Annotated in this window: 23 protein-coding genes; 6 read left to right on the top strand and 17 right to left on the bottom strand. The window is 39.3% G+C overall.

The window, feature by feature from the left end; all coding sequences use genetic code 11:
- Positions 1 to 76 precede the first annotated feature (76 nt).
- Positions 77 to 709: a GNAT family N-acetyltransferase gene (locus TZ94_RS06990; RefSeq protein ID WP_045615429.1), complete on the top strand. Its 633-nt coding sequence runs from the start codon at positions 77 to 79 to the stop codon at positions 707 to 709.
- A gap of 46 nt (positions 710 to 755) precedes the next feature.
- On the opposite strand, the gene metK is transcribed toward TZ94_RS06990, so the two are convergent.
- Both metK and TZ94_RS06980 read right to left on the bottom strand, forming a co-directional pair.
- A complete protein-coding gene (gene metK, locus TZ94_RS06985; RefSeq protein WP_045615426.1) occupies positions 756 to 1,946 on the bottom strand; it encodes a methionine adenosyltransferase in 1,191 nt (396 codons plus the stop codon).
- Between the two features lie 238 nt (positions 1,947 to 2,184).
- Positions 2,185 to 2,883, bottom strand: coding sequence for a GntR family transcriptional regulator (locus TZ94_RS06980; RefSeq protein ID WP_045615425.1), 699 nt, complete (start codon positions 2,881 to 2,883; stop codon positions 2,185 to 2,187).
- 140 nt (positions 2,884 to 3,023) lie between these two features.
- Here TZ94_RS06980 and guaA point away from each other — a divergent pair, with 140 nt between their 5' ends.
- A complete protein-coding gene (gene guaA, locus TZ94_RS06975; protein WP_045615422.1) occupies positions 3,024 to 4,586 on the top strand; it encodes a glutamine-hydrolyzing GMP synthase in 1,563 nt (520 codons plus the stop codon).
- 154 nt (positions 4,587 to 4,740) lie between these two features.
- On the opposite strand, the gene TZ94_RS06970 is transcribed toward guaA, so the two are convergent.
- The 9 genes from TZ94_RS06970 to rpsO all read right to left on the bottom strand — a co-directional run bounded on the left by TZ94_RS06970 (position 4,741) and on the right by rpsO (position 12,303).
- On the bottom strand, positions 4,741 to 5,307 hold the full coding sequence (locus tag TZ94_RS06970) for a hypothetical protein (RefSeq protein ID WP_045615420.1): 567 nt from the start codon (positions 5,305 to 5,307) through the stop codon (positions 4,741 to 4,743).
- A 59-nt stretch (positions 5,308 to 5,366) separates the two neighbouring features.
- The gene (locus TZ94_RS09815) at positions 5,367 to 5,531 is read right to left on the bottom strand and encodes a DUF4176 domain-containing protein (protein ID WP_142321363.1); all 165 of its coding nucleotides are present in this window, start codon (positions 5,529 to 5,531) and stop codon (positions 5,367 to 5,369) included.
- Positions 5,524 to 6,198: a hypothetical protein gene (locus TZ94_RS06965; protein WP_045615419.1), complete on the bottom strand. Its 675-nt coding sequence runs from the start codon at positions 6,196 to 6,198 to the stop codon at positions 5,524 to 5,526. Before TZ94_RS06965 ends, TZ94_RS09815 begins: the two co-directional genes overlap by 8 nt.
- A 368-nt stretch (positions 6,199 to 6,566) precedes the next feature.
- Positions 6,567 to 7,910 (bottom strand): DEAD/DEAH box helicase, encoded by a 1,344-nt coding sequence (locus TZ94_RS06960; protein WP_045615417.1) that lies wholly within the window; start codon positions 7,908 to 7,910, stop codon positions 6,567 to 6,569.
- 152 nt (positions 7,911 to 8,062) lie between these two features.
- Positions 8,063 to 8,758: an alpha/beta hydrolase-fold protein gene (locus TZ94_RS06955; protein ID WP_045615415.1), complete on the bottom strand. Its 696-nt coding sequence runs from the start codon at positions 8,756 to 8,758 to the stop codon at positions 8,063 to 8,065.
- Positions 8,739 to 9,749 carry an ABC transporter substrate-binding protein gene (locus TZ94_RS06950; protein ID WP_045615413.1) on the bottom strand — a complete coding sequence of 337 codons (1,011 nt, stop codon included), beginning with the start codon at positions 9,747 to 9,749 and terminating at the stop codon, positions 8,739 to 8,741. Before TZ94_RS06950 ends, TZ94_RS06955 begins: the two co-directional genes overlap by 20 nt.
- 18 nt (positions 9,750 to 9,767) lie before the next feature.
- Positions 9,768 to 10,523 carry an ABC transporter ATP-binding protein gene (locus TZ94_RS06945; RefSeq protein WP_045615411.1) on the bottom strand — a complete coding sequence of 252 codons (756 nt, stop codon included), beginning with the start codon at positions 10,521 to 10,523 and terminating at the stop codon, positions 9,768 to 9,770.
- Between the two features lies 1 nt (position 10,524).
- A complete protein-coding gene (locus tag TZ94_RS06940; protein ID WP_045615408.1) occupies positions 10,525 to 11,571 on the bottom strand; it encodes a FecCD family ABC transporter permease in 1,047 nt (348 codons plus the stop codon).
- A gap of 462 nt (positions 11,572 to 12,033) precedes the next feature.
- On the bottom strand, positions 12,034 to 12,303 hold the full coding sequence (rpsO, locus tag TZ94_RS06935) for a 30S ribosomal protein S15 (protein WP_001018251.1): 270 nt from the start codon (positions 12,301 to 12,303) through the stop codon (positions 12,034 to 12,036).
- A 205-nt stretch (positions 12,304 to 12,508) separates the two neighbouring features.
- Between rpsO and TZ94_RS10035 the strand changes: the two genes are divergently transcribed.
- Together TZ94_RS10035 and thrS are read left to right on the top strand one after the other, a co-directional pair.
- Complete coding sequence (locus tag TZ94_RS10035) at positions 12,509 to 12,880, top strand: hypothetical protein (protein WP_045615406.1); 372 nt, start codon at positions 12,509 to 12,511, stop codon at positions 12,878 to 12,880.
- 322 nt (positions 12,881 to 13,202) lie between these two features.
- The gene (thrS, locus tag TZ94_RS06925; RefSeq protein WP_045615405.1) at positions 13,203 to 15,146 is read left to right on the top strand and encodes a threonine--tRNA ligase; all 1,944 of its coding nucleotides are present in this window, start codon (positions 13,203 to 13,205) and stop codon (positions 15,144 to 15,146) included.
- A 212-nt stretch (positions 15,147 to 15,358) separates the two neighbouring features.
- Here the strand turns inward: thrS and TZ94_RS06920 are convergent, their stop codons facing one another.
- The 5 genes from TZ94_RS06920 to TZ94_RS06900 form a co-directional block, all read right to left on the bottom strand.
- Positions 15,359 to 16,408, bottom strand: coding sequence for a DUF389 domain-containing protein (locus TZ94_RS06920; RefSeq protein ID WP_045615404.1), 1,050 nt, complete (start codon positions 16,406 to 16,408; stop codon positions 15,359 to 15,361).
- Positions 16,409 to 16,858: 450 nt separating this feature from the next.
- Complete coding sequence (locus TZ94_RS06915) at positions 16,859 to 18,847, bottom strand: ABC transporter permease (protein ID WP_045615403.1); 1,989 nt, start codon at positions 18,845 to 18,847, stop codon at positions 16,859 to 16,861.
- A 1-nt stretch (position 18,848) separates the two neighbouring features.
- Entirely contained in the window at positions 18,849 to 19,607 is a 759-nt protein-coding gene (locus TZ94_RS06910) for an ABC transporter ATP-binding protein (RefSeq protein ID WP_006152604.1), read from the bottom strand.
- Positions 19,608 to 19,933: 326 nt separating this feature from the next.
- The gene (locus TZ94_RS06905; RefSeq protein WP_045615401.1) at positions 19,934 to 20,908 is read right to left on the bottom strand and encodes an ATP-binding protein; all 975 of its coding nucleotides are present in this window, start codon (positions 20,906 to 20,908) and stop codon (positions 19,934 to 19,936) included.
- On the bottom strand, positions 20,901 to 21,578 hold the full coding sequence (locus tag TZ94_RS06900) for a response regulator transcription factor (RefSeq protein WP_045615399.1): 678 nt from the start codon (positions 21,576 to 21,578) through the stop codon (positions 20,901 to 20,903). The genes TZ94_RS06905 and TZ94_RS06900 overlap by 8 nt, the downstream gene beginning before the upstream one ends.
- Positions 21,579 to 21,673: 95 nt before the next feature.
- Between TZ94_RS06900 and TZ94_RS06895 the strand changes: the two genes are divergently transcribed.
- Both TZ94_RS06895 and TZ94_RS06890 read left to right on the top strand, forming a co-directional pair.
- Positions 21,674 to 22,750, top strand: coding sequence for a DUF2974 domain-containing protein (locus TZ94_RS06895; RefSeq protein ID WP_045615397.1), 1,077 nt, complete (start codon positions 21,674 to 21,676; stop codon positions 22,748 to 22,750).
- 105 nt (positions 22,751 to 22,855) lie between these two features.
- Entirely contained in the window at positions 22,856 to 23,485 is a 630-nt protein-coding gene (locus TZ94_RS06890) for an MBL fold metallo-hydrolase (protein WP_045615395.1), read from the top strand.
- Positions 23,486 to 23,588: 103 nt separating this feature from the next.
- Here the strand turns inward: TZ94_RS06890 and TZ94_RS06885 are convergent, their stop codons facing one another.
- Positions 23,589 to 24,353, bottom strand: coding sequence for a hypothetical protein (locus TZ94_RS06885; protein ID WP_045615394.1), 765 nt, complete (start codon positions 24,351 to 24,353; stop codon positions 23,589 to 23,591).
- Between the last annotated feature and the right edge of the window lie 23 nt (positions 24,354 to 24,376).

Below are 24,376 nucleotides of genomic sequence, written 5' to 3'. Positions count from 1 at the left end.
AATATTTCACATTTCAATCGAAAAATGAGAGAAATTTAGTTATAATAGTTAGAGAGATTTTATGAAGGAGTGTGAAATGAAAGAAATAGTATATAGAGAAGCCAAGCTAGATGAATACCAAAAAATTGGAAAAGTATTGGCTGGAGCCTTTATGGACTATCCTTTTATGACTCTTATCAAAGATGATTTAAAAAAACCAGAATACTACCCATCCTTTCTAGAATTGTTGGATAGTCTTTTGGCCAGACTCTACATCAAGGGAGAGACTTGTCTAGTCGCTGAACGAGACGGAGAAATCCTAGCAGTCGCCCTTTTACAACAGAAGGATTTTTCTATTCTATCTTATTTATTAAATGGGATTGTCAAGCTTTTCCGTTTTATTACACCACGGAACCTCTTGAAATATCTAGATTTGGTAGAACGTTCTGAACAGCATTTAAAAAGATCGGGCAATTTTGACTGGTATTTGATGATACTAGGAGTCAATGCTTCTAGTCAACATCAAGGTATCGGTAGTGCATTCCTACAAGAAGGTGTTGAACCTTATCTTAAATCCAAAGGCTGCAAACGCTTGGGCTTGATTACTAGTACTGAAAAAAATGTGTGCTTCTATGAAAAAAACAAGTATGAATTACTGGATTCGATGATGTTGGAATATGGAGCAAAATCAATTGGAAACTGGGCTTTTGTAAAAATCCTGGATAAGTAATTATAAACTAAAAAAGATTGGTCATTACACCAATCTTTTTTTGATTTTACTTAACTGCTTCTTTCAAGGCTTCTACCTTGTCCAAGCGTTCCCATGGAAGGTCGATATCTGTACGTCCCATATGTCCATAAGCCGCTGTTTGACGGTAGATTGGACGTTTGAGGTCAAGCATTTGGATAATTCCTGCAGGGCGAAGGTCAAAGATTTGACGCGCTGCTGCTTCTAATTTGCTTTCAGCGACTGTTCCCGTACCGAAAGTATCGATACGAACAGATACTGGATGAGCCACCCCAATCGCGTAAGCCAATTGCACTTCAGCTTTCTTAGCAAGACCTGCAGCAACAATGTTTTTAGCAATGTAGCGAGCTGCATAAGAAGCTGAACGGTCCACCTTAGTCGCATCCTTACCAGAGAAGGCACCACCACCGTGACGTGAATAACCACCATAGGTATCCACGATGATTTTACGACCAGTCAAACCAGAGTCTCCTTGAGGTCCTCCGATAACGAAACGACCTGTTGGATTGATAAAGAATTTAGTCTCATCATCCAGGTAAGAAGCTGGAATGACTTCTTTGATAACCTTGTTAATCACATCTTGGTGGATTTGCTCATTGCTCACTTCTGGATCATGTTGGGTTGAAATAACAACTGTATCCACGCGCACTGGACGGTCATTTTCATCATACTCAACAGTGACCTGTGATTTGGCATCTGGACGAAGATAGCTAATCTCACCAGACTTACGAAGCTCTGCTAAACGACGAACCAATTTGTGACTGAGTGAAATTGGCAATGGCATGAGTTCTTCTGTTTCATCCACCGCAAAACCAAACATGAGACCTTGGTCTCCAGCTCCAATCAAGTCTAGTGGATCTTGGTCTGCATTTCCACGAACTTCCAAGGCTTCATTAACCCCTTGAGCAATATCAGGAGATTGTTCTACCAAAGATGGGTGAACTCCCACCGTCTCCGCAGAAAAACCGTATTCAGTGTTGGTATAGCCAATCTCTGCAATAGTATCACGAACCACTCGGTTAATATCGACATAAGCATTTGTTGAAATTTCACCGAAAACATGTACTGAACCAGTATAAACAGCTGTTTCAGCAGCAACGTGCGCCTCTGGATCTTGCTCTAAAATAGCATCCAAGATAGCATCTGAAATTTGGTCTGCAATCTTATCCGGATGCCCCTCAGATACAGATTCAGACGTGAATAATTTACGTTCTGACATAAAAATGTCCCCCCTTAAAAAATATTCGTTATAGAGTTACAAAGAACTGGTAGGAAGAGTATTTACAATCAATCCCACCACCTTATCGGGACCATATAACCTATCTATTATAACACGAATCTTTGAAAAATACTCGTATGATTACTATTTTTCTTCATAGGAAAATGTTTTCTAATCCCAACCAAATAAAAAACTCTTAAAGTAAGAGGGATTTCCTACTTTAAGAGAGATGTTACACTTAATTATTTTCTAGATAAAATTCAAAACGTTCCCCAACATATTGGCTCTTTACATACTCAAAAGCTGTCCCGTCATCAAAGTAAGAAACCTGAGTCAGACCTAAAATGGCATGCCCTTTTTCTACTTCCAGATAATGAGCAATTTTTTCCTTGGCCAAGCGGGCATAAATAGTCTGGTGCGATTTCCCAATTCGATAACCATGTTTCTGTAAAGTTTGAAAGAAGTGCTTGGTTACTTCTTCTTTTTTGAAATTTTTGATAAATTTCTCAGGAATCGACGCCACTTCATAGACAACAGGGACTTTGTCGGCATAGCGAACACGCTCCATACGAATAATATTTTCAGTTGGCTCCACACCTAATTTTTCCACTTCTTCCTCTGTTGGAATCGTTCGACGATAAGAAATCAAGTGACTAGATGGCGTCTTCCCCTGAGCTTTAACAATCTCTGTAAAACTAGTGGTTCCACGCATTTTTTCCTGAACGCGAGTACTAGACACAAAGGTCCCGCTACCGACACGACGTTCCAAAACCCCTTCTTCGACTAGAAGAGAAATAGCCTGACGTAAGGTCATGCGACTAACCTCAAATTCCTCAGCTAGATCTCGCTCGCTAGGAAGTCTCTCTCCAATCTTCCAATGTCCCTCATCGATGTCTTTTTTGATTTGGTCATGGATTTTCATATAAGCTGGTAACATGCTTGCTCACTTCTTTTCTTTATTTTTTCCATTGTACCGTATCTCATAGGGAAAAGTCAAACCGCACTTGTTTGGTTGGTAATTCTAACCCTTTTATGATAGAATATTCAAGAAGATATTTCTTTGAAGAAAGGGAAAAGATGAGCAACATTTCAACTGATTTGCAAGATGTCGAAAAGATCATCGTACTGGACTATGGTAGCCAGTATAACCAACTTATCTCACGCCGTATCCGTGAGATTGGTGTCTTTTCAGAACTAAAAAGTCACAAGATTTCGGCTGACGAAGTCCGTGCTATCAATCCTATCGGGATTGTACTTTCAGGTGGTCCAAACTCTGTTTACGAAGAAGGATCGTTTGATATTGACCCAGAGATTTTCGAACTTGGAATTCCGATTTTGGGAATCTGTTATGGTATGCAGCTATTAACTCACAAGCTTGGAGGAAAAGTTGTTCCTGCAGGTGACGCTGGTAACCGTGAATACGGTCAATCAACATTGACTCACACAGAATCAGCTCTTTTTGCGGGTACTCCAGATGAGCAACTTGTTTTGATGAGCCACGGTGATGCTGTTACGGAAATTCCTGCTGACTTTGTTCGTACTGGAACTTCTGCAGACTGTCCTTATGCATCTATTGAAAACCCTGATAAGAAAATTTACGGTATCCAATTCCACCCAGAAGTTCGCCACTCAGTTCACGGTTATGATATTTTGCGTAACTTTGCTTTGAATATCTGTGGTGCCAAAGGTGACTGGACTATGGATAACTTCATCGAGATGCAAATCAAACAAATCCGTGAAAAAGTTGGAGATAAACGTGTTCTTCTCGGACTTTCTGGTGGTGTTGACTCTTCTGTTGTTGGGGTTCTTCTCCAAAAAGCAATCGGTGATCAATTGATCTGTATCTTTGTAGACCACGGTCTTCTCCGTAAAGGGGAAGCTGACCAAGTTATGGATATGCTTGGTGGTAAGTTTGGTCTCAACATCGTTAAAGCAGACGTTGCCAAACGTTTCCTTGATAAATTGGCTGGTGTATCTGATCCTGAACAAAAACGGAAGATTATCGGTAACGAGTTTGTTTATGTCTTTGATGACGAAGCAAGCAAACTAACAGACGTGAAATTCCTTGCTCAAGGGACACTCTATACAGACGTGATTGAGTCTGGTACGGATACTGCTCAAACTATCAAGTCTCACCACAACGTTGGTGGACTTCCAGAAGACATGCAGTTTGAACTGATTGAGCCACTCAACACTCTTTACAAGGATGAAGTTCGTGCACTAGGTACTGAACTTGGTATGCCAGACCACATCGTATGGCGCCAACCATTCCCAGGACCAGGACTTGCTATCCGTGTCATGGGTGAAATCACAGAAGAAAAGCTTGAAACAGTTCGCGAATCAGACGCTATCCTTCGTGAAGAAATCGCTAAAGCTGGTCTTGACCGCGATATCTGGCAGTACTTCACTGTCAACACTGGAGTTCGTTCAGTAGGTGTTATGGGAGATGGTCGTACTTACGACTACACAATCGCTATCCGTGCCATCACTTCTATCGATGGAATGACAGCTGACTTCGCTAAGATTCCTTGGGAAGTTCTCCAAAAAATCTCTGTACGTATCGTAAACGAAGTCGACCACGTTAACCGTATCGTCTACGATATTACAAGTAAACCACCTGCAACTGTTGAGTGGGAATAATATATAAGAGTAACTTAGGCTAAGAATCCTTGATTTAACAGCATTTCTGTTATTATAAAAGGTTAAAAATCATTCAAAATTGATTGGTTCCTCACCAAAAACCCCACCAGAAATATTTCTGATGGGATTTTTTATATTAAATTTTATTTTTCTATTAGTTGTTTCTCTTTTTCGTGTAAAAATCGTTAACCTTCAGTAAAACATTTCCTGCCATACCATTATAAATCATGATAGTCTCAACAAAGGAAGCGCAGGCAAAAATCGCTAGTATTCTAACATCTCCCCAGAGATAAAAAGCAATTGCAGACAAGATATAACACAGTCCTCCGCCTAGGAGCAACCAGAATATCAACTGCCTTGCTTTTGCAAACCACTTTGTAAAAGCATGAGTATCAAATTTAGTAATATCAACAGCGTAAAAAGTAGCTTCATTCATTTGTAAGTTTTGCAGTTTGTAAGCGTAATAGCTCATGACGCATTGACAGAGTACCAATAGAAGCAATTTTAAAAAAACATTTTGTAGGGTGAAAAGTCCACTGATAAATGCTAAAATAGCATATCCAATCACGTAACTATTGGCAAGAGTTAATTGGCTCATCGAGCGATAAGAGGCCTTTTCATCCATGGCTAACAAGGATTTTGTCTTTTTATTATAAAAGAGTATTTGGCCTTTCTGATACTGTCCTAATTGTACAAGTATATCTTTCTTTTTTAAAATCATCTAACAACACACCTTAATATTTTCCCTAAACCTGAGATAGCATGGTAAATTTTGACACATTAGGCATACTCCTCTTCTAATTGTTTGATAATTTTTTGGCGTTGTAAAGGAGAATAATCCGATACCAAGGTAAAACTCATAGCTAAAGACAGTGTTGCTATGATTAGTTCTGTTTGATCTTTTAGTTTAACCACTGTTCCCAATGGTAATAGTGTCTCACTCATATTTCTTCTCCTTGTCTTCTGCAAATATCACTTCCCCTTGTTCATACTTCCGCACGTCTAACAACCAGCGGATGGGGTTGTTTTGGAATAAGAAAAGGTACAACAAGGCAGGAAACAGGGCTGCCAAAAGCGAGAAAAAGATTTGTATATCAAATGGTTCCTGCTTATTGAATGAGTCAATAATGCCCGGGATAGCAGCAGCAAATATTACTATAGTAGTCATAAAAACTAATAACATGACAATCATAAAAATAAACATTTTCCCAAACGTCGCTTTTTTCTTGCTAAAATTTTCCCAAAACAGATTTGAATCAACAGCTTTCGCAAACTGTTGAGAACTTGCCCCCTGAACCTGCTTCACTTCTTTATACAAGGCTTCTTCCATCATCCATATAAAGCCAAAGCAAATAAAGAACTGGGCAGCGATATAAGGCGGAACCATCCAGCTACTGTATCTAAAACCGGAAAAAGCTGGTATAGCTACCATTCCCCCTATCAAACCTAAGAAAATAAAAACCAACATCAAAGGAATAATAGCATTATTGCTCTTCCTAGCCCCTTCCGTATTTAATAAGGCACTCTTTTTGGCTACCAGAGCCTCTTTTGTTCTAGTGTTATAGTAGACGGCTTCATCACCGCTTTGTCCAATAAAAATTATTTTTCTCATTTTTAATCACCATAGTTTTAAAACATCTTTATAAAACAATATTTTTCTTTGTCGTTCGATCTTTTAAAAGAATTTTTAATAAGTCAGCAGACTCCATAGCCAACTGTTCTTCACTAATATCTATCGCCATAAAGCAACCTTTCTTCTTATTGATTGATATTTCTAAAAATATGTACTTTTCATTTATTAATCTATTATATTTTACCACAAAAACACACTGAGATACTCGTCCCAGTGTGTTTATTTCATTTTAGGATAACTTCATTCAGTAGACTGAAGAATTCATCATAGCCTCCACATCTGCTGATATAATACTTCTAAATTATTCTAAAAAAACAGTAAAACCTTCTGGTTCTACTGTTTCATTTTTAAAAAGTTTGACGTTTAGCTTTGCGCTCTGCACGTCCACGGGCACGACTTTCTGCCCGCTTAGTCTTCCGGCGTTTTTCATCGACCGCCCATTGGATTTTCTTCTTATAACCTGGTTTAACTTTTTTCTTTTTCTTTTTAACCAAGCCAATCATTTCGATATCCAGTTTTTCTTGTTTCTTCTCACGATTGGCACGACGGTCACGGTCATAAGTGTCTTGGAACTCTCCATCTTTAACCACCTTAGGTACAAACTTGATTCCTAATTTCTCTAACTCACGAATATCAGAGTCATCGCTTGGCTGATAAAGGGTAATGGCTGTACCTGGTAGACCATTACGTCCAGTTCGTCCAACACGGTGGACAAAGAAGGACAAGTCTTGCGGAATAGCATCATTGATGACATGGCTGACACCTTCAATATCAATCCCACGCGCAGCCAGGTCAGTCGCAACAATATACTCAAAATCAAGGTTCTTCACCTGATTCATGATCCGTTTGCGTTCACGAGGAGCAATATCTCCATGAATCTTAGCCACCTTCAATCCTTGAGCTGTTAGGTAGGTGTGCAATTCATCCGCACGAGTTTTTGTATTGACAAAAATCATGGCTAGATACGGTTGCATGACTTGAGTCAACTCATAAATCTGAGCATTCTTGTCACGACCCTTGGTCGAAATCAACCAGTTGTCAATGGTATCTGAGATAACTGTTTTGGTTTTGATTTTCTCCATGACAGGATTTGACAAGTATTTTTTCAAGAACGGTTGCAGTTTTTGTGGAATAGTCGCTGAAAAGACCATAAACTGTAAGTCTTTTGGGAGACTTCCTGCAATCTTATCAACTGTCTCCAAGAATCCCATATCCAAGGTCATGTCAGCTTCATCGACAACAAAAATCTTAGCCTTGTGAATAGCTAGATCACCAGATTTTACCAAATCATAGATACGACCTGGAGTTCCGATAACGATATGGGGCTGATTGCTGGCAAGTTTTTCAATCTGACGCGCCTTGTCTGTTCCACCAACATAGTTGGCAACACGAATTTCTACTTCAGAATGTTCCGCAATCTGGCGAGCTGCCTGGTAAATCTGAGTCGCCAACTCACGACTTGGAGCTGTGATAACTGCTTGCACACTATCACTCTCTTCATCTAGCTGTTGGAAAATTGGTAACAAGAAGGTATGGGTCTTTCCTGAACCTGTTTTTGATTCACCGACCAAGTCACGACCTGCCAAAACAATAGGAATCAACTTTTCTTGCACTTCGGTAGGCGTCGTAAACTTCAACTCTTCCAAAGCTTTTTCTATATACTTCTTAAATTTAAATTGTGTAAATGACATAATTTCCTCGATTCTATCTATCTTCTCATTATACCATAATTTAGTTTATTACAGGGAGGGATTTCCGTCAAGGGTAATCGCTTGAAAATTCTAAGGACAAGCATATAAGAGAAACACTCCTAGTTACCATGAACAAGGAGTGTTATAAGAGGTTACTTGAGCTTCCACTCTTTTTTTAGCCAATCACAAAAATGATGATAGCGTTCGTTAAGAGCTTCATGATGCCCATAAGCATCAAATGTAGAATATGTTGAGGGAACTGCTTCTGAAATCAGGTTATGTAGTTCCCTTGCAAACATCGGAGCCTTAGACAGACGATTGGAATGATTGGCACCTTCTATCTGACCATTTTGCAGATAAATCAGACTTTGACTCTGTATCAGGTCATGTTCCCTACAAAATTCTGTAAATTCTGGATACCAGAAAGAACCACAGATAGAGAAGATACAGGCCAAGGGAAGATGATTGCTATAGAGACTATAGACAGCTGCAAGACCACCCAGTGAATAACCACCATAAGCAATCCTGTTTTCATCTATCAAGTAGTCTTTTTTTAGAATTGTTAGAATTCCTTGAAAGAGCATCTCATGATAGGCTTCTACCTTCCCACCAAAATCTGGAGCCCCTTCTTTTAAAGCTCTAGCCTGCCAGGGTGTGAAGTCATTCAGACGGCTTTCTGGAATCAAACCCACTAAGATCACAGATTGAGATAGGTCTGACAAATAGTCCAGTTCCCCATCGTTTAGAAGTACAATTGGGTAGGCTTGTTTAGAGTCATAGTTTGAAGGAAGGCTGACCCTAACCTGAATTCCTTCCCAGTTAAACTCCTTATTTCTTGATAAAGTCATTGATCTTTTCAAGGGAATCAATCACTGCAGGACCGTAGTCCATCAACTCATCGTAAGAGATAGTCATGATTTTTTGATTCTTGATTGCTGGGACATTTTCCAAAACAGTATTTGCCTTCATCAAATCCACTGCTTTTTCATCCAATTTTTTGTTGCGATCGCTAGTTACATAGATAATCAACTCTGGATCCATAGATACTAGATTTTCCAAGGTCAAGCCAGATGTTCCTGTTGCGACATTTGTATAACCAAGTTGGTTAAGCAAGCTTTCTTGAAGGGCTGACTTATAGGCACCAAAGGTTTCATCGTTATAGGCAACCATAATTAAAGCTTTTTTCTTTTCACCCTGTGTTTCTGGGTTGGCTTTTTTAACCGCATCGATTTTAGCTTGCAATTGCTCTGCGTATTGATTAGCCTTGTCTTGAACATTGAAAATAGTACCAAGATTTTTCACGTCTTCTACGATATTTCCCAAATCCTGTTGGATGTTTGATAGTGAAGCTTTTTGCGTATAAACAGGGATTTTATTTTCATTCCAAGCACTAATCGTTCCCATTGACTTTTCAGAGAACATCATATTTCGTCCCATCAAAGCGTCTGGTTCATAAGAAAGAACCGTTTCTTGTGAGACTGATTTCTTATCCCCAATATGAGGGATAGCTTCAATGGCATCCTTGTATTTACCAGTTACGGCATTATCAGGATTGAGCATACCGGCAATTTTATCTTTCAAACCAAGTTCAAGTAGAATTTCAGTTGTTGAAAGGTTGTTGGTGATGACCTTTTCAGGGGCCTTTTCAAAGACTTGCTCGACTTCGTTTCCTTTGGCATCGTATGTTTTGATGGTTACAGGATAGCTTGTTTCTGTAGTAGTTTTTTGACTAGCTTCTGTTGTAGCTGGTGCAGTTGCTGTTTCTTTAGATGTGTTGCTACAAGCCGCCAAAGTTAAGGTAGCTACTGTTACGAGCAAAATACTGAGTGATTTTTTCATGTTAATTTCCTTTAAATTTTATAAATAGTGAATCATGGCTTGCTGATCTTCTGTCCAAGTAACCTTACTTTGGACACCATAGACAGCCTGCAAAGACTCAGGAGTGATGGTCTCTTTTGGAGTACCTTGGTAAACTATCTCCCCCTCTTTCATCAGATAGAGATAGTCTGAATAGCGACAAGCTAGCTGAATATCATGCAAGACAGATAACACATTGATCTGGAGATTTTTGACAATGGTCAACAAGTCCAGCTGGTATTTGATATCCAGATGGTTGGTCGGTTCGTCTAAGAGTAAGAGTGAAGGTTCTTGAGCTAAGGCGCGTGCTAACAAAACTCGCTGCTTCTCTCCACCTGATAGAGAAGAGTAAAGGCGATTTCTCTTTTCGAACATATCTACCTTGGCTAGAGCATCCTCAACCAAGGTAAAGTCTTTTTCTTTTTCCTTTTGTAAGAAAGAGAGATGGGGTGTTCTGCCCAGCATAACGATTTCTTCAACCGTGCAATCAAACTGGAGTTGATTAAATTGGGTGATGACGGCCATCTGTTTTGCTGTTTCCTTAACGCTCATTTGTTCCAAGGGTTTCCCATTTAGGGAAATCAAGCCCTGATTCGGTTTTTCCTGACGATAGAGGAGTTTCAGTAGGCTAGTTTTCCCACTTCCATTGGGTCCTAAAATAGTATGAAATTGGTTTCCCTCAAGTTTAAGTGAGACTCCTTTGAGAATTTTTTTCTCGCCAATTTCAAAGTGGATGTCTTGGCACATTAAATCCATATCAGACCTTCACCTCCTTTCGTCTACTTCCAACCATATAGATAAAGAAAGGTGCACCTACTAAAGCTGTGAATATCCCAATCGGCAGCTCAGCATTTTGGATTAAAACACGAGCAAGAACATCTGCCCAGATAACAAAGAGGGCGCCGAGCAAGGTTGCTATCGGAAAAAGCCTTCTGTAGTTTGTACCCACCAAACTTCTCGCCAAATGTGGGGTAATAAGACCGACAAAACCGATAATCCCACAGGTTGATACCAAGATAGCTGTCAGCACAGCCACAATAGCCACATAGAGATACCAGTAAAAACGTAGAGGAATCCCCAAAGTCAAGGCTGCCTCATCACCCATCATCATGGCATTAAAAACACGATATTGAGTAGAGAAAAACAAAAAGGCTATTCCCACGACTACTGTTGGTAGGATTAAGTGAGCCCAGGAGCTTCCTGCTAGAGAACCCATGGTCCAAAACTTAATCGTCATGACACTGTCAGCATTGGCACCGATTGAGATAATAAAGTTTGAAAAAGCCAAAAAGAGTGCATTAACTACCGTCCCTGATAAAATGAGACTGGAAGTTGTCATCCTGCCTTGCATGGAAGCAATCAGAAGGACTGCAACTGTTGCCAAAAGTGCGCCAATGAATGAACCAATACCAATCATGACCTTAAATCCAAGAATGATACTCAAAGTCGCACCAAAGGTTGCCCCAGCTGAAATCCCTAACACATAAGGTTCAGCAATGGGGTTATTGACTGTTGACTGCATCACACTACCACACATGGAAAGGCCTGCACCAACTATCAAACCTAGAAAGACCCGTGGCAATCTCATATTCCAAACAATAGCAAGTGTTGACTTCGAAATGTCTCCTATATCCAACGGAGCTCCCATCTTACTGAATATAATCCGATAGGTATCACTCAAACTAATTTGAACAGAACCCATCGAAACAGCTAAAAACAGAGAGACTCCCAGTGCTCCGAGCAAAATAGCAAGGAGAAAAAAATATCGCAGGTTTTGATGGCTTCCAGAAAATTTGGAAAGCATGAAACCCTCCCTTAATCAAATATTAAAAATTTAGACAATTTTCATAATTAGTATACCACATTTCCAAATCAGGAACAAGACTAGAAAAATATAGAAAAAAGCCCTCTGAAGTCAGAGAGCTAATTTGAGCTTGGGCTAAAATCCATAAAAAACAAAAAGACTACCCAATCGAGTAGCCTTATTTCAAGATATGCTCAATTGAACACGGCCTAAGCACTTAGCAAAAAAGATAAAATCTCCTAGAAACTGAAGTTTCTTCGTCAATTTTCCTATTTTTGCTTTGTGCTTTTGACGGCCTTTGTATCTTGTTAATTAAACACGGAAAAAAGAAAAGCCCTCTGAAGTCAGAAGGCTTGATTTTTGCTGGATAAAACGTTTATAGACTAGGCGACAAGCCGAAGATTGTACTGATGGTACATCGAGGCGAAGCCAACGAAGTATAGAAACGTTTTAGTCGCAAGATTAGCGACGAAGTCCAAGAGAGTTGATTAACTCACGGTAACGGTTAACATCGTTTTTACGCAAGTATGCAAGTAAGTTACGACGGCGACCGATTTTCTTCATCAAACCACGGTAAGTAGCGTGGTCTTTTTTGTGTTGTTTGATGTGTTCGTTAAGGTGGTTGATTTCCCAAGTAAGAACAGCAACTTGAACCTCTACTGAACCAGTGTCACCTTCGTGACGTGCATATTGTGCGATGATTTCATTTTTTTTCTCTTTTGAGATTGCCATGATGTTTCTCCTTTTTATTTGGCTTCATCCGAGTGACAGGTTGGCATGCCTGTAACCAAGAAGAAGTTATTTGTCTTTACGACAGTTCTTATTCTACCAAGAACTAAGTTCTTTGTCAACTGATTTACTATTCTTACCGCAAAAGTGCTATAATAGTTATAGGAAGGATATCTAAGGTGACAGCTTGAAAAGTGAGGTGATTACCATGCGTAAATTCTCGCAATATCTCCCCTACTATCTGGTCATATTTTTCTTTTATTGGCCACTTTATGGATTATTTATACTACTATTACAGAATCCAAAACTAACGGAGCTCTATCTTTTAAATATATTCATCATTTCGCCTGTTGTAGTTTTTATAGTCTCTCTTCTTTATAGCTACCGATTTGGTTTTTCACTTCATTGGCTTTTAGGTAGTTGCTTACTCTATGGATTTACTATCATTCCTTTCAGAGAATTTATCATTGTTTATTTCCTAGCCTATGAAATTCTTATTATACTAGGTACAGTTATTGGTGCCATTATCAGGTATCTGGTTCAAAAACTGAAAAACAAAAAACTTTCACAAAATCCTTGAAAAATCTCGCAATCATGCTATAATAATGCATAGAGACAAGTCACTTAGAATCTTTCTTTTAGAGAGTGCGTGGTTGCTGAGAACGCATAGGAAGTCTAAACTGATACTACTCTACTATCTTTTATGCAAACATAAAACGGTGGCCACGTTAGAGCCAATCAGAGGTGTCAACAGTTTTTGTTGTACATAAATGAAGGTGGAACCACGTTGCGACGTCCTTTCGAGGATGTCGCTTTTTGTTTTTCTTGATTTAAGTCTGCAAAAATAGGGAAACACTTCTGCTATAAAAATAATTGATAACTAATAATATAAGGAGAAAACCATGATCAAAATTACTTTCCCAGATGGCGCTGTTCGTGAATTCGAATCTGGCGTTACAACTTTTGAAATTGCCCAATCCATCAGCAATTCCCTTGCTAAAAAAGCTCTTGCTGGTAAATTTAACGGCAAACTCATCGACACTACTCGTGCGATCACTGAAGATGGAAGCATTGAAATCGTGACACCTGATCACGAAGACGCTCTTGACATCTTGCGTCACTCAGCTGCACACTTGTTTGCCCAAGCCGCTCGTCGTCTCTTCCCAGATATCCACTTGGGTGTCGGTCCAGCTATCGAAGATGGTTTCTACTACGATACTGACAACCAAGCTGGTCAAATCTCTAACGAAGATCTTCCTCGTATCGAAGAAGAAATGCAAAAAATCGTTAAAGAAAACTTCCCATCTATTCGTGAAGAAGTAACCAAAGATGAAGCCCGTGAAATCTTCAAAAATGACCCATACAAGCTTGAATTAATTGAAGAACACTCAGAAGACGAGGGTGGCTTGACCATCTACCGTCAAGGTGAGTATGTAGACCTTTGCCGTGGCCCACATGTCCCATCAACTGGTCGCATCCAAATCTTCCACCTTCTCCATGTAGCTGGTGCTTACTGGCGCGGAAATAGCGACAACGCTATGATGCAACGGATCTATGGTACAGCTTGGTTTGACAAGAAAGACTTGAAAAACTACCTTCAAATGCGTGAAGAAGCCAAAGAACGTGACCACCGTAAACTTGGTAAAGAGCTTGACCTCTTCATGATTTCTCAAGAAGTTGGACAAGGACTTCCATTCTGGTTGCCAAATGGGGCGACTATCCGTCGTGAATTAGAACGCTACATCGTCGATAAAGAGTTGGCTTCTGGCTACCAACACGTTTACACTCCACCGCTTGCTTCTGTAGAACTTTACAAGACTTCTGGTCACTGGGATCATTACCAAGAAGACATGTTCCCAACTATGGATATGGGAGATGGGGAAGAATTCGTCCTTCGTCCAATGAACTGTCCACACCACATCCAAGTCTTCAAGCACCATGTTCACTCATACCGTGAATTGCCAATCCGTATCGCTGAAATCGGGATGATGCACCGCTATGAGAAATCAGGTGCCCTTACTGGTCTTCAACGTGTACGTGAAATGTCTCTTAACGACGGTCACCTCTTTGTGACTCCAGAACAAATCCAAGAAGAATTCCAACGTGCTCTTCAGTTGATTATCGATGTTTATGAAGATTTCAACTTGAATGAATACCGTTTCCGCCTCTCTCTTCGTGACCCTCAAGATACTCACAAGTACTTTGATAACGATGAAATGTGGGAAAATGCCCAAACCATGCTTCGTGCTGCCCTTGATGAGATGGGTGTTGACTACTTTGAAGCTGAAGGTGAAGCTGCCTTCTACGGTCCAAAATTGGATATCCAGGTTAAGACTGCCCTTGGAAAAGAAGAAACCCTTTCTACTATCCAGCTTGACTTCTTGCTTCCAGAACGCTTCGACCTTAAATACATCGGAGCTGATGGTGAAGAACACCGTCCAGTTATGATTCACCGTGGGGTTATTTCAACCATGGAACGCTTCACAGCGATCTTGATTGAAAACTACAAGGGTGCCTTCCCAACATGGCTTGCACCACACCAAGTAACCCTCATCCCAGTATCTAACGAAAAACACGTGGACTACGCTTGGGAAGTGGCTAAGAAACTCCGTGACCGTGGTGTCCGTGCTGATGTGGATGAACGCAATGAAAAAATGCAGTTCAAGATCCGTGCTTCACAAACTAGCAAGATTCCTTACCAATTGATCGTTGGTGATAAGGAAATGGAAGACGGAACTGTCAACGTTCGTCGCTATGGACAAAAAGAAACCAACACTGTCCCAGTAGATGAGTTTGTAGCAGCTATCCTAGCTGATATCGCCAATAAATCTCGTGTGGAAAAATAAAACGATCACTGTCTGGGAAACATTTTTCAGTAAGAAAAAGCAACAACTATTCCAGTTGTTGCTTTTTTATATTTTATTTAACTTAAGCTCGTAGTGATTGATCAAACCACCACAAATAGTATCCTCATCAACAATCCTTTCTATCCATTAACTTTTGGATATAGGATATCCTCCCAAGATTTGCTTCCATGAGTTAGATAAGTTGACTATCCTCAGTCCTTGTCTGCCTCATTTTCTTTTACGAGGTCTTTTTGTGAATCTTTTTCAGAGAGTTTTTGATCGATATACTGGTTAATGATTTCGTAAAATTCCTTGGTCGTCTCACTATCTAATTTTGTCGAATTATGGACTTGATTGACTTTCAATTGAACAGATTGAATACCGTAAGAGGCCTGCTTTTGGCGAATGGTTTCTAATTCTTCTTCTGAAATCGGATCTCCAACAACTGTCAAGACCAATTCATTATTACTTGACTTGTAAACTTGATTAATGATCGTATGATTGGCGAACTCATTTCCTACAAACTGTTTAATCCCTTCTTTTCGCGCTTGATCCATCGTCAGAGTGACCGCTGAATAGCTGGCTGGAAGAACCAATAATACAATCAAGGAGATCAACCCAATTCTCATTTTAATGTTTAGCTCTTTAAATGAACTTAAGGGAGATTTTCTCATCATAATTCTTGTTCCAACAATGTTGATTAGCATGATAAAGACACAGTTGATCAAGAAAAGATAAAGAGCCCCAAATAAAAATCGTACATTTCCATTAGCTAAACCATAGCCTGCAGTACAGATAGGTGGCATCAGAGCTGTTGCAATAGCTACTCCAGGCACGATATTGTTTGCTTCTTTTTTCCTTGAACCAATAACACCTGCTATCCCACCAGCAATAGCAATGAGAACATCCCAAATTGTTGGAGAGGTTCGTGCAATCAATTCGCTACTTGCATAAGATAAGGGAGAAATCCAGAAATACAGAGTCGAGACAAGCAAACTGACCAATACTTGAGTAAATAAAACCTCTAGAGATTGCTTGATTAAACGCGTATCAAAAATAGCTAAACCGAATCCCAGTCCAACAATCGGTGTCATAAGAGGGGAAATCAGCATGGCTCCAATAATGACAGCTGTTGAATTCATATTTAGACCTATAGAGGCAATGAAAATCGAACACATCAAAATCAGTGTATCTCTTAATCGAACATGAAGATCATCATATAATTTTTCACGGTATTCACGTGTTGAATAGTTTCCGGTCATTGGTTACTCCTTTTATTTCATATAATCTTGTTTCTGTATAGACGATGGTAGAGAGACATCTGTCCAATCTTACATATTTTTAATTCTCACCTGTCATTCTTTTGAACATTATCTTTTAACTATCCCCATCACAGTCCATCCTTGATATTATATCAAAAATTTTACAACCTTTCTCTGAAGAACTCAATCAATTTAAAAGATAGAGAAAGGAAAAAATTCCAGTTACTTTTTTCTAAGAACAAAAAACTGCATCTCCTATATAAGAAGATGCAGTTTAATGTTTAAACATGAGTGTGTTTGGCTTTCCAATTTTGTATCATGCAAATCTCCCAAGATGTTGTGATCCCCAAGGTAAACCCGCAAATTATGGCTACTAAGATAGAGTATCCAATATAATCTAGGATTCCTCCGTCAAAATTACTTTCAGACTTTACATTATATCCTTTATTTTTATATTTGAACAATCTTACGATAACTTCTTGAAGTAATCATAAAGATTAGAACATAGATAAGGGCAAAGATACCACAGATTGAAAGTGTTACGCTTAACATCATAGCTGTATCTACTACCCCAATAACCTTGAGAATCAAACTCAACATATGATAGGCAAATGCCAAGTGTAGAAAAGCAAAGATTACAGGGAGGAAAAAGACAGTCAAGACCTGCTTGTTGATGGTTTGCTTGATTTGTTTGTGGTCCAAGCCAACTTTTTGCAGAATGACAAAGCGTTCACGATCCTCATAACCTTCTGAGATTTGTTTATAGTAGATAACGAGTACTGTTCCAATCATAAAGATGATAGAGAGGAAAATACCGATAAAGAAAACACCACCAAAGAGGGCACTCATCTGAGCACTAGCATCTGATAGATTACTACCATAAACATAGCTACCTTCAGTGTTTAATTGAGCATTAAACTTTTGTAGATATTTTTCATACTCGTCAGCGACCTTGAGTTGTTCTTCTTCGCTGGCATTTACATTCATGCCACCGTAAAACTGATTATAGATAGCCGAATCTGGGAATTGATCCAAAAAGGCTTGTAAATCAGGCACAACAAGGTAATTGTAATCAGCAGTCAAAATATTAAACTGATTTGGGACATGGTTGACAATGAAATCTTTATTAAATTCTTCTTTTATAGAAAATTGATGATCATTTAGAGTTAGAGCTTTCTGTTCTTTAACTCCCTCATTCTTTGCAAAGAGTCCGACCTCATTTCCTGATAGAGACAGTTTTTGACCAGTCATATTTTCATAATCTTTTTGGTCAAATACCATGAAAACTGTTGTGGGTTGGACACGGTTTTGTCCTTTTTCAAAAATGGTTAACTTAGTTCCTTCTTGGTTCGCAACACCAAAGTAAGTATAACGAAGCACTTCTTTCTCTTTAATCGTATAACCTTTGTCACTTGCAAACTGGCTCAAGAGTTTGTCCAAATCTTCTTTTTCAACATTTTGCCCTGAAACCCCAAAATCATGAGGATTTAGAACTTTTTTAAAGCTTTCTGAGGCATTGAAAATACTAGTCGCTGCTGACATGGTTACCAGAACCATTGTTGACAAAATAGCGATAGTTGCTAGTCCAACCGCATTTTTCTTCATACGGAAAATCAAGTTAGACACTGAGATGAGATTATTTGGTTGGTAATAATATTTCTTGTTTTTCTTTAAAATTTGAAGAAAAACGGTAATCCCTGCATTAAACAAGAGATAGGTTCCAAAGATAACCAGCAAAACAGCTAGGGAGAAAGTTGTGAGAGCTGTAAGGGGATCTTTTACCGTAAGGGCAAGATAATAGCCAATCCCTAAACTAATCGAACCAAGAATAGTTTGGAGAGGTAGGAAACGACCTTTTTTCTCACCGCTAGCTTTCTCACGTGAAAGCTGGAGGGCATTCATGCGGGCGATTCGAAGGGCATTTAGAAACATGAGGCCTAGGAAAATCAAGCCAAAAACAACAAGTACTGTAATGACAACTTTCATCTGGAAGGTAGCGACCAGTTCAACCTTTAATTTCATCAGTTTGAGCAAGAAAGCGAAAATCAGATTGTCAAAGAGGGCACCAATCCCAATCCCAGCAGTGACTGTTACAAGCCCAAATATCAAGAGTTCCTTAAAAGTCATACTAATCAGATGGCGCTTCTCCAAGCCCAACATGCCATAAATTCCTAGTTCCTTAGAACGATTTTTCATGACAAAACTATTGGCATAGAGGACGATAATGGCTGACGCAAGGGTGACGACAAACATACCAAATCCAAGAGTAGCTTGAATCGTTTCACCTCCACGGATTTCCGCAATCTTGGGATTAAAGGTCAGAGAGTAAAAGAGATAGCTGATAGTGACTGCCAAAATGACAGCCAAAGCAAACGGATAATAGAGTTTGCGGTTTTTGATTAAGTTGGATATGGCCAACTTATTGGTTAATCGAAACATACTAGTTCACCTCACTTGCCATAACAGTCAAGGTGTCAGAGATTTCTTGGAACATCTGACGATCAGTCTTTTCACCACGGTAGATTTGGTTATAGAGAATGCCATCCTTGATGAAAAGGACACGTTTAGCACGGCTAGCTGCTGCTGTTGAGTGGGTTACCATGAGAATGGTTTGCCCTTGCTCATTAATCTGATCAAATATATCAAGGAGGGCTGCAGATGACTTAGAGTCTAAAGCTCCTGTCGGCTCGTCAGCAAGGAGAATTTCTGGTTCTGTGATGATGGCGCGTGCAACTGCTACCCGTTGTTTTTGTCCACCAGAGATTTCATAAGGGTACTTCTCCTGCAATTGATTGATGCCAAGATTTTCAGCTGTCACTACTAACTTTTTCATCATTTCTGTAATAGGCTTTCTAGACAATACCAAAGGGAGTAAGATATTGTCTTTAACAGAAAGCGTATCTAACAAATTAAAGTCTTGGAAGACAAAGCCTAACTTTTCACGACGGAAGCTTGAAGCTTCTGAATTTTTAATGGTCGCTGTGTCAGTTCCATTTAGAAAGACTTGACCACGAGTTGGTTTGTCAAGCATAGCAAGAATATTGAGTAGCGTAGACTTCCCAGAACCAGATTCACCCATGATGGCAACGTAGTCGCCTTTTTCTACGGTAAAGTGAATATCTTTTAGAGCTTCTACTTGGTTGCCTTGGAAACGAGTTTTATAAATTTTTTGAACGTGTTTTACATCTAATAGTGTCATGATAATCTCCTTTTTAATATCCCATTAGTTGAAACTGAGCCTGCATAATAGCGCAACCGAGCTGAACCCGCTCGATCTCTTTTGGACTTGGTTTACTTGTTTGTTTCTTCTGTAAGATTGTTTTCATGGTTTCTCTCCTTTTTCTTTATGCTATAAGTTTACTCCAAATAAAGAGGACTTGCCATAACATAACCTTACAAAAGAGGTCTGTAATCTTACATTTTTGTAAGATTACAATTTTTTATCTGATTGAAGCCTGCTTTCTTACCATAACAAGGTCTAAAGAAGAGCCTGAAAGGATTCTTCCAAGCTCTTAGTAATTCTTTTCACTCAATCAGTAGGTTTACTTCTGAAAACTTAATGCGCACAGTCGTCCCTTGACCAAGTTCAGATTCGATACGGATTTGATGTCCTAATTCTTGGCTAATTTTTTGGGTCAGGTAGAGCCCAAGTCCAGATGACTGCTGGGTCATGCGACCATTGTAGCCTGAAAATCCGCGTTCAAAAACTCGCAATTGATCACTGTTTTTAATGCCAATACCAGTATCTTTGATGCAAAGTTCTTGATCTTCCATATAGATCTCAATTCCACCTTCATTTGTGTATTTGAGGCTATTTGAAAGGATTTGTTCAATGACTACTAGCAACCATTTTTTATCCGTCACAATGCTTCTATCCAAGTCATGCAGATTAACACTTAATCCTTTCTGGATAAAGAAAATGGCATATTTGCGAATAACTTCCTTGACCAAATCCTCCACATTTTCTTTCTTCAACACCAGATCATCATGGAAGCTCTCTAAGCGTAGGTATTGGAGAACGAGGTTGGTGTAGGAATCAATCTTAAAAATCTCCTGTTCTAGCTGTTGCTTCAATTGGCGATCTGCCACCTCGCTCACGAGGAGTTTACTGGCCGCAATTGGAGTTTTTATCTGATGAACCCAGAGTGTATAGTAATCCACCAAATTATTATAGCGGTTTTCCGCATCTGATTTTTTTTGATAGAGTTCCTCTTCACTTTTCTCTAATTTTTCAGTTAGTAGTGCCTCCATTGGTGACTTGGCTTCTCTTTTTCCGTAAAACAATTCCTTACGATAGCGTTGCAATTCTATCAAGAAATCATAGACCAAAAACAGAAGTGTCAAAAAGGTAGATAGAAAGAAGAAATAGTTAAAGTAAGGCACTTGGTTATCAAATAAGACCTCAAAGAGAAAAAGTAAACCTGTAAGTAAGAGAATAAACACGAAAAAACGGCTGCGTGAACGGATATAAGCTAGAAAAAAACTTTTGAAATCAAGCATGTTTCAATCCGTACCCTATTCCTTTCTTGGTTTCAATAAAACCAATCAAACCTTCTTCTTCCAATTTCTTACGCAAGCGGGCGACGTTTACGGACAAGGTATTATCATCGATAAAAAAGTCACTATTCCAGAGCTCCCTCATCAAATCGTCACGCGCTACGATATTTCCCGCATGCTCAAATAAGACACGTAAAATCTGAAATTCATTCTTGGTTAAACTGATAGCTTTGCCATTAACATGCACATCCATAGACTTGGTATTGAGGATAACTCCTGCATATTCAAATAGACTCTCATCCCGCCCAAACTCATAAGAACGACGCAATAATCCCTGTACCTTGGCTAAGAGGACCTGCTGATCAAATGGCTTGGTCACGAAATCATCTGCTCCCATATTAATAGCCATCACGATGTCCATAGTCTGGTCTCTGGAGGACAGAAACATAATAGGAACTTTTGAAATCTTGCGAATTTCCTGGCACCAATGATAGCCATTAAACAAGGGAAGACCAATATCCATAAGAACCAGATGTGGCTCAGACTGAACAAATAGCGTTAGAACTTCCATAAAGTCTTCTACCATGACTACTTCAAAACCCCATTCGGAGAGCATTTTCCCAACTTGTTGACGGATTACCGGATCATCTTCTACTAGTAAAATCTTGTGCATCTGCTCCTCCTTTTTTTATATTATAGCAAAATTCTTCTCACTACTAGCGAAATTGATGCAAATCTGATATGATAAAAGTTAAGAAAGGAGTTTCCATGGCCAATATTTTTGACTACCTAACTGATGTTCAATACGATTCTTTTTATGATCTTCCCTTAAATGAACTAGATATACTTGCTTTTACAGAGCTGACTTATCTACCTTTTGATAACCTATTGGACCAGCCTGTCAATCGTTTAAGCGATGTCGCAATCCGTGTTCCTCGAGAAAGCACCATGTTGACTAATAAAGAACGTCTGCAACTTTTAGACCAGCTTGCCCAACACAAACGTTTTAAAAATAGCAAGCTATCAAACTTTATTAACGAAATTGATACCGAGCAACAGAAACAGTTCGCTGCTATGACCTATCGTCTGAACCTAGATACTTATCTCATTGTCTTTCGTGGCACAGACGACAGTATTATTGGCTGGAAGGAAGATTTCCACATGACCTACATGAAGGAAATCCCTGCCCAAAAGCATGCTCTTGAGTATTTGGAAGATTTCTTTACCCAACATCCAAAACAGAAAGTGATGGTTGCTGGACATTCTAAAGGCGGGAATCTAGCCGTCTACGCTGCTAGTCAAATCCAACCTGAGTTGCAAGAAAAAATATCCGCAGTTTATACCTATGATGCCCCTGGCCTCCAAGCTGAACTGACTGAAACCACAGGCTATCAGGAAGTGATTCCAAAAATTCATCGTTTCGTCCCACAAGGTTCTGTCATTGGCATGATGCTGGAAGTTCCTGATACTCCTACAGTCGTCAAATCTACGGCTCTCGGTGGCATCGCTCAACACAATACTTTCAGCTGGCTAACTGAAGGACACCACTTTGTCCAACTAGAGGCAATCAGTAGCGAAAGTCTACAAATCAAAGACACTCTTAAAGAATGGGTGGATAGTGTTCCCGATGAGGAATTAGAACTTTATTTTGATCTCTTCTTTGGAACTATCCTAGAGTCTGGAATTAGCTCCATTAATGAATTATCTTCTAAAAATGCCATCGAGCACATTCGTCAACTAGTTTCCCAGGCGCAAACTCTAGAGCCCGAGCAAGTTGAAGTCTTAAGAAACCTGACACAACTCCTACTAGATGCACGCTTCCAAGCCTGGAAAAATCATTTTTAAAAAGTTAAAAGTCCTTTCCTTTGTGGAGGGACTTTCTTGTTGATTCCTTATTTTGTCCTTCTGTGTTATACTAGAAACTGTAAATTCTTTGAAAGAGGAAATCCTATGAAAATCCATAAAACCGTAAATCCTGTTGCCTATGAAAACACTTATTATCTCGAAGGAGACCAACACCTGATTGTAGTCGATCCAGGTAGCCATTGGGAGGCCATTCGCAAGACTATCGAGAAAATCAACAAGCCAGTCTGTGCGATTCTATTGACCCATACTCACTACGATCATATCTTGAGTCTGGACTTGGTCAGAAATACTTTTGGAAATCCTCCAGTATATGTGGCAGAAAGCGAAGAATCTTGGCTCTATACTCCTGTTGACAATCTCTCAGGTCTCCCTCGTCATGATGATATGGCAGACGTCGTATGTAGACCAGCTGAACAGACCTTTGTCTTTCATGAAGAATATCAAATTGAGGAGTTTCGTTTTACAGTACTCCCAACTCCAGGTCACTCTATCGGTGGAGTATCCTTTGTCTTTCCGGATGCCCAACTAGTCTTAACGGGTGATGCTCTTTTCCGTGAAACTATTGGCCGAACAGATCTACCTACAGGTAGTATGGAACAACTCCTTCATAGTATCCAAACCCAGCTCTTCACTCTCCCAAACTACGATGTCTATCCAGGACATGGTCCAGCTACGACCATTTCTCACGAAAAAGTATTTAATCCATTTTTCTAAAATATAAAAACCAAGGACAAACATCCTTGGTTTTTTGTAGCTTCAATTTTTACATCATTACTTGCTCGGTAGAATCAAAATTGACTAGAAAAATAATTCAAAACTAATTGGCGGGATTTAATTCTTTCCAGTCGATGTTAGCCAAATCAAGCTTTTCAGAAGAAATATCTAAAACTTGCTCTGCTTTCTCATTGCCACCAATTTGAAGAGTCGCTTCTTTAACCTTCTGCACTCCTTTTTTATCAAACGAATATAGAGCCAGGTTCATTTCTGGATGGGTTGAATGCCAGTCTGCATAACAGACTTGACCATTTTCGTAAATGACAAATCCTGAACGAAAACCTCCTGCAGAAGGGACATAAGCAGTGTGAAGTAAACTAGGTTTTTGATTGTCCAAATAGTAAATGGCTGAAACAACTTTTTCATACCCAATAAGCAACTCGTCTTGACCATCCTTATTCAAATCAACAAGAGCATATTTAAAGTCTGGTGCATTTTGATAATCCATTCGTGAAAAGATCAGACCATATTCCTCTGAAGCAATATCATTTTGTTTGATTTCCTCTTCGAAATCTTCTCTATTCCCTTGATGTAAAAGATCTGTATAGTGAGTATAACGTTCAATCACTTCTTTATACAAATCTGGTCCAGTTTCCTTCTTATTTTCAGCAGTCGATTGTGACGCCTTGGTCGAAGAGTCACTAGTATTCTCAGTCTTTGCTTCTGTTGATGCACTAGTCTTGTCGTCTTCGGATACAGATGATAGTGCAGACGAAGGTTCTGTATTGCTATTATTTTTATTGAGACCACAAGATGCCAAAACTGAAATCGAAAGAATAGCTGAAAGCATCATTAAAAATTTCTTCATGTTAACCTCGGTAGTATTGTATT

Source organism: Streptococcus infantis (assembly GCF_000960085.1).
Taxonomy (GTDB): domain Bacteria; phylum Bacillota; class Bacilli; order Lactobacillales; family Streptococcaceae; genus Streptococcus; species Streptococcus infantis_C.
This window is presented reverse-complemented; position numbering and strand designations above follow the sequence as displayed.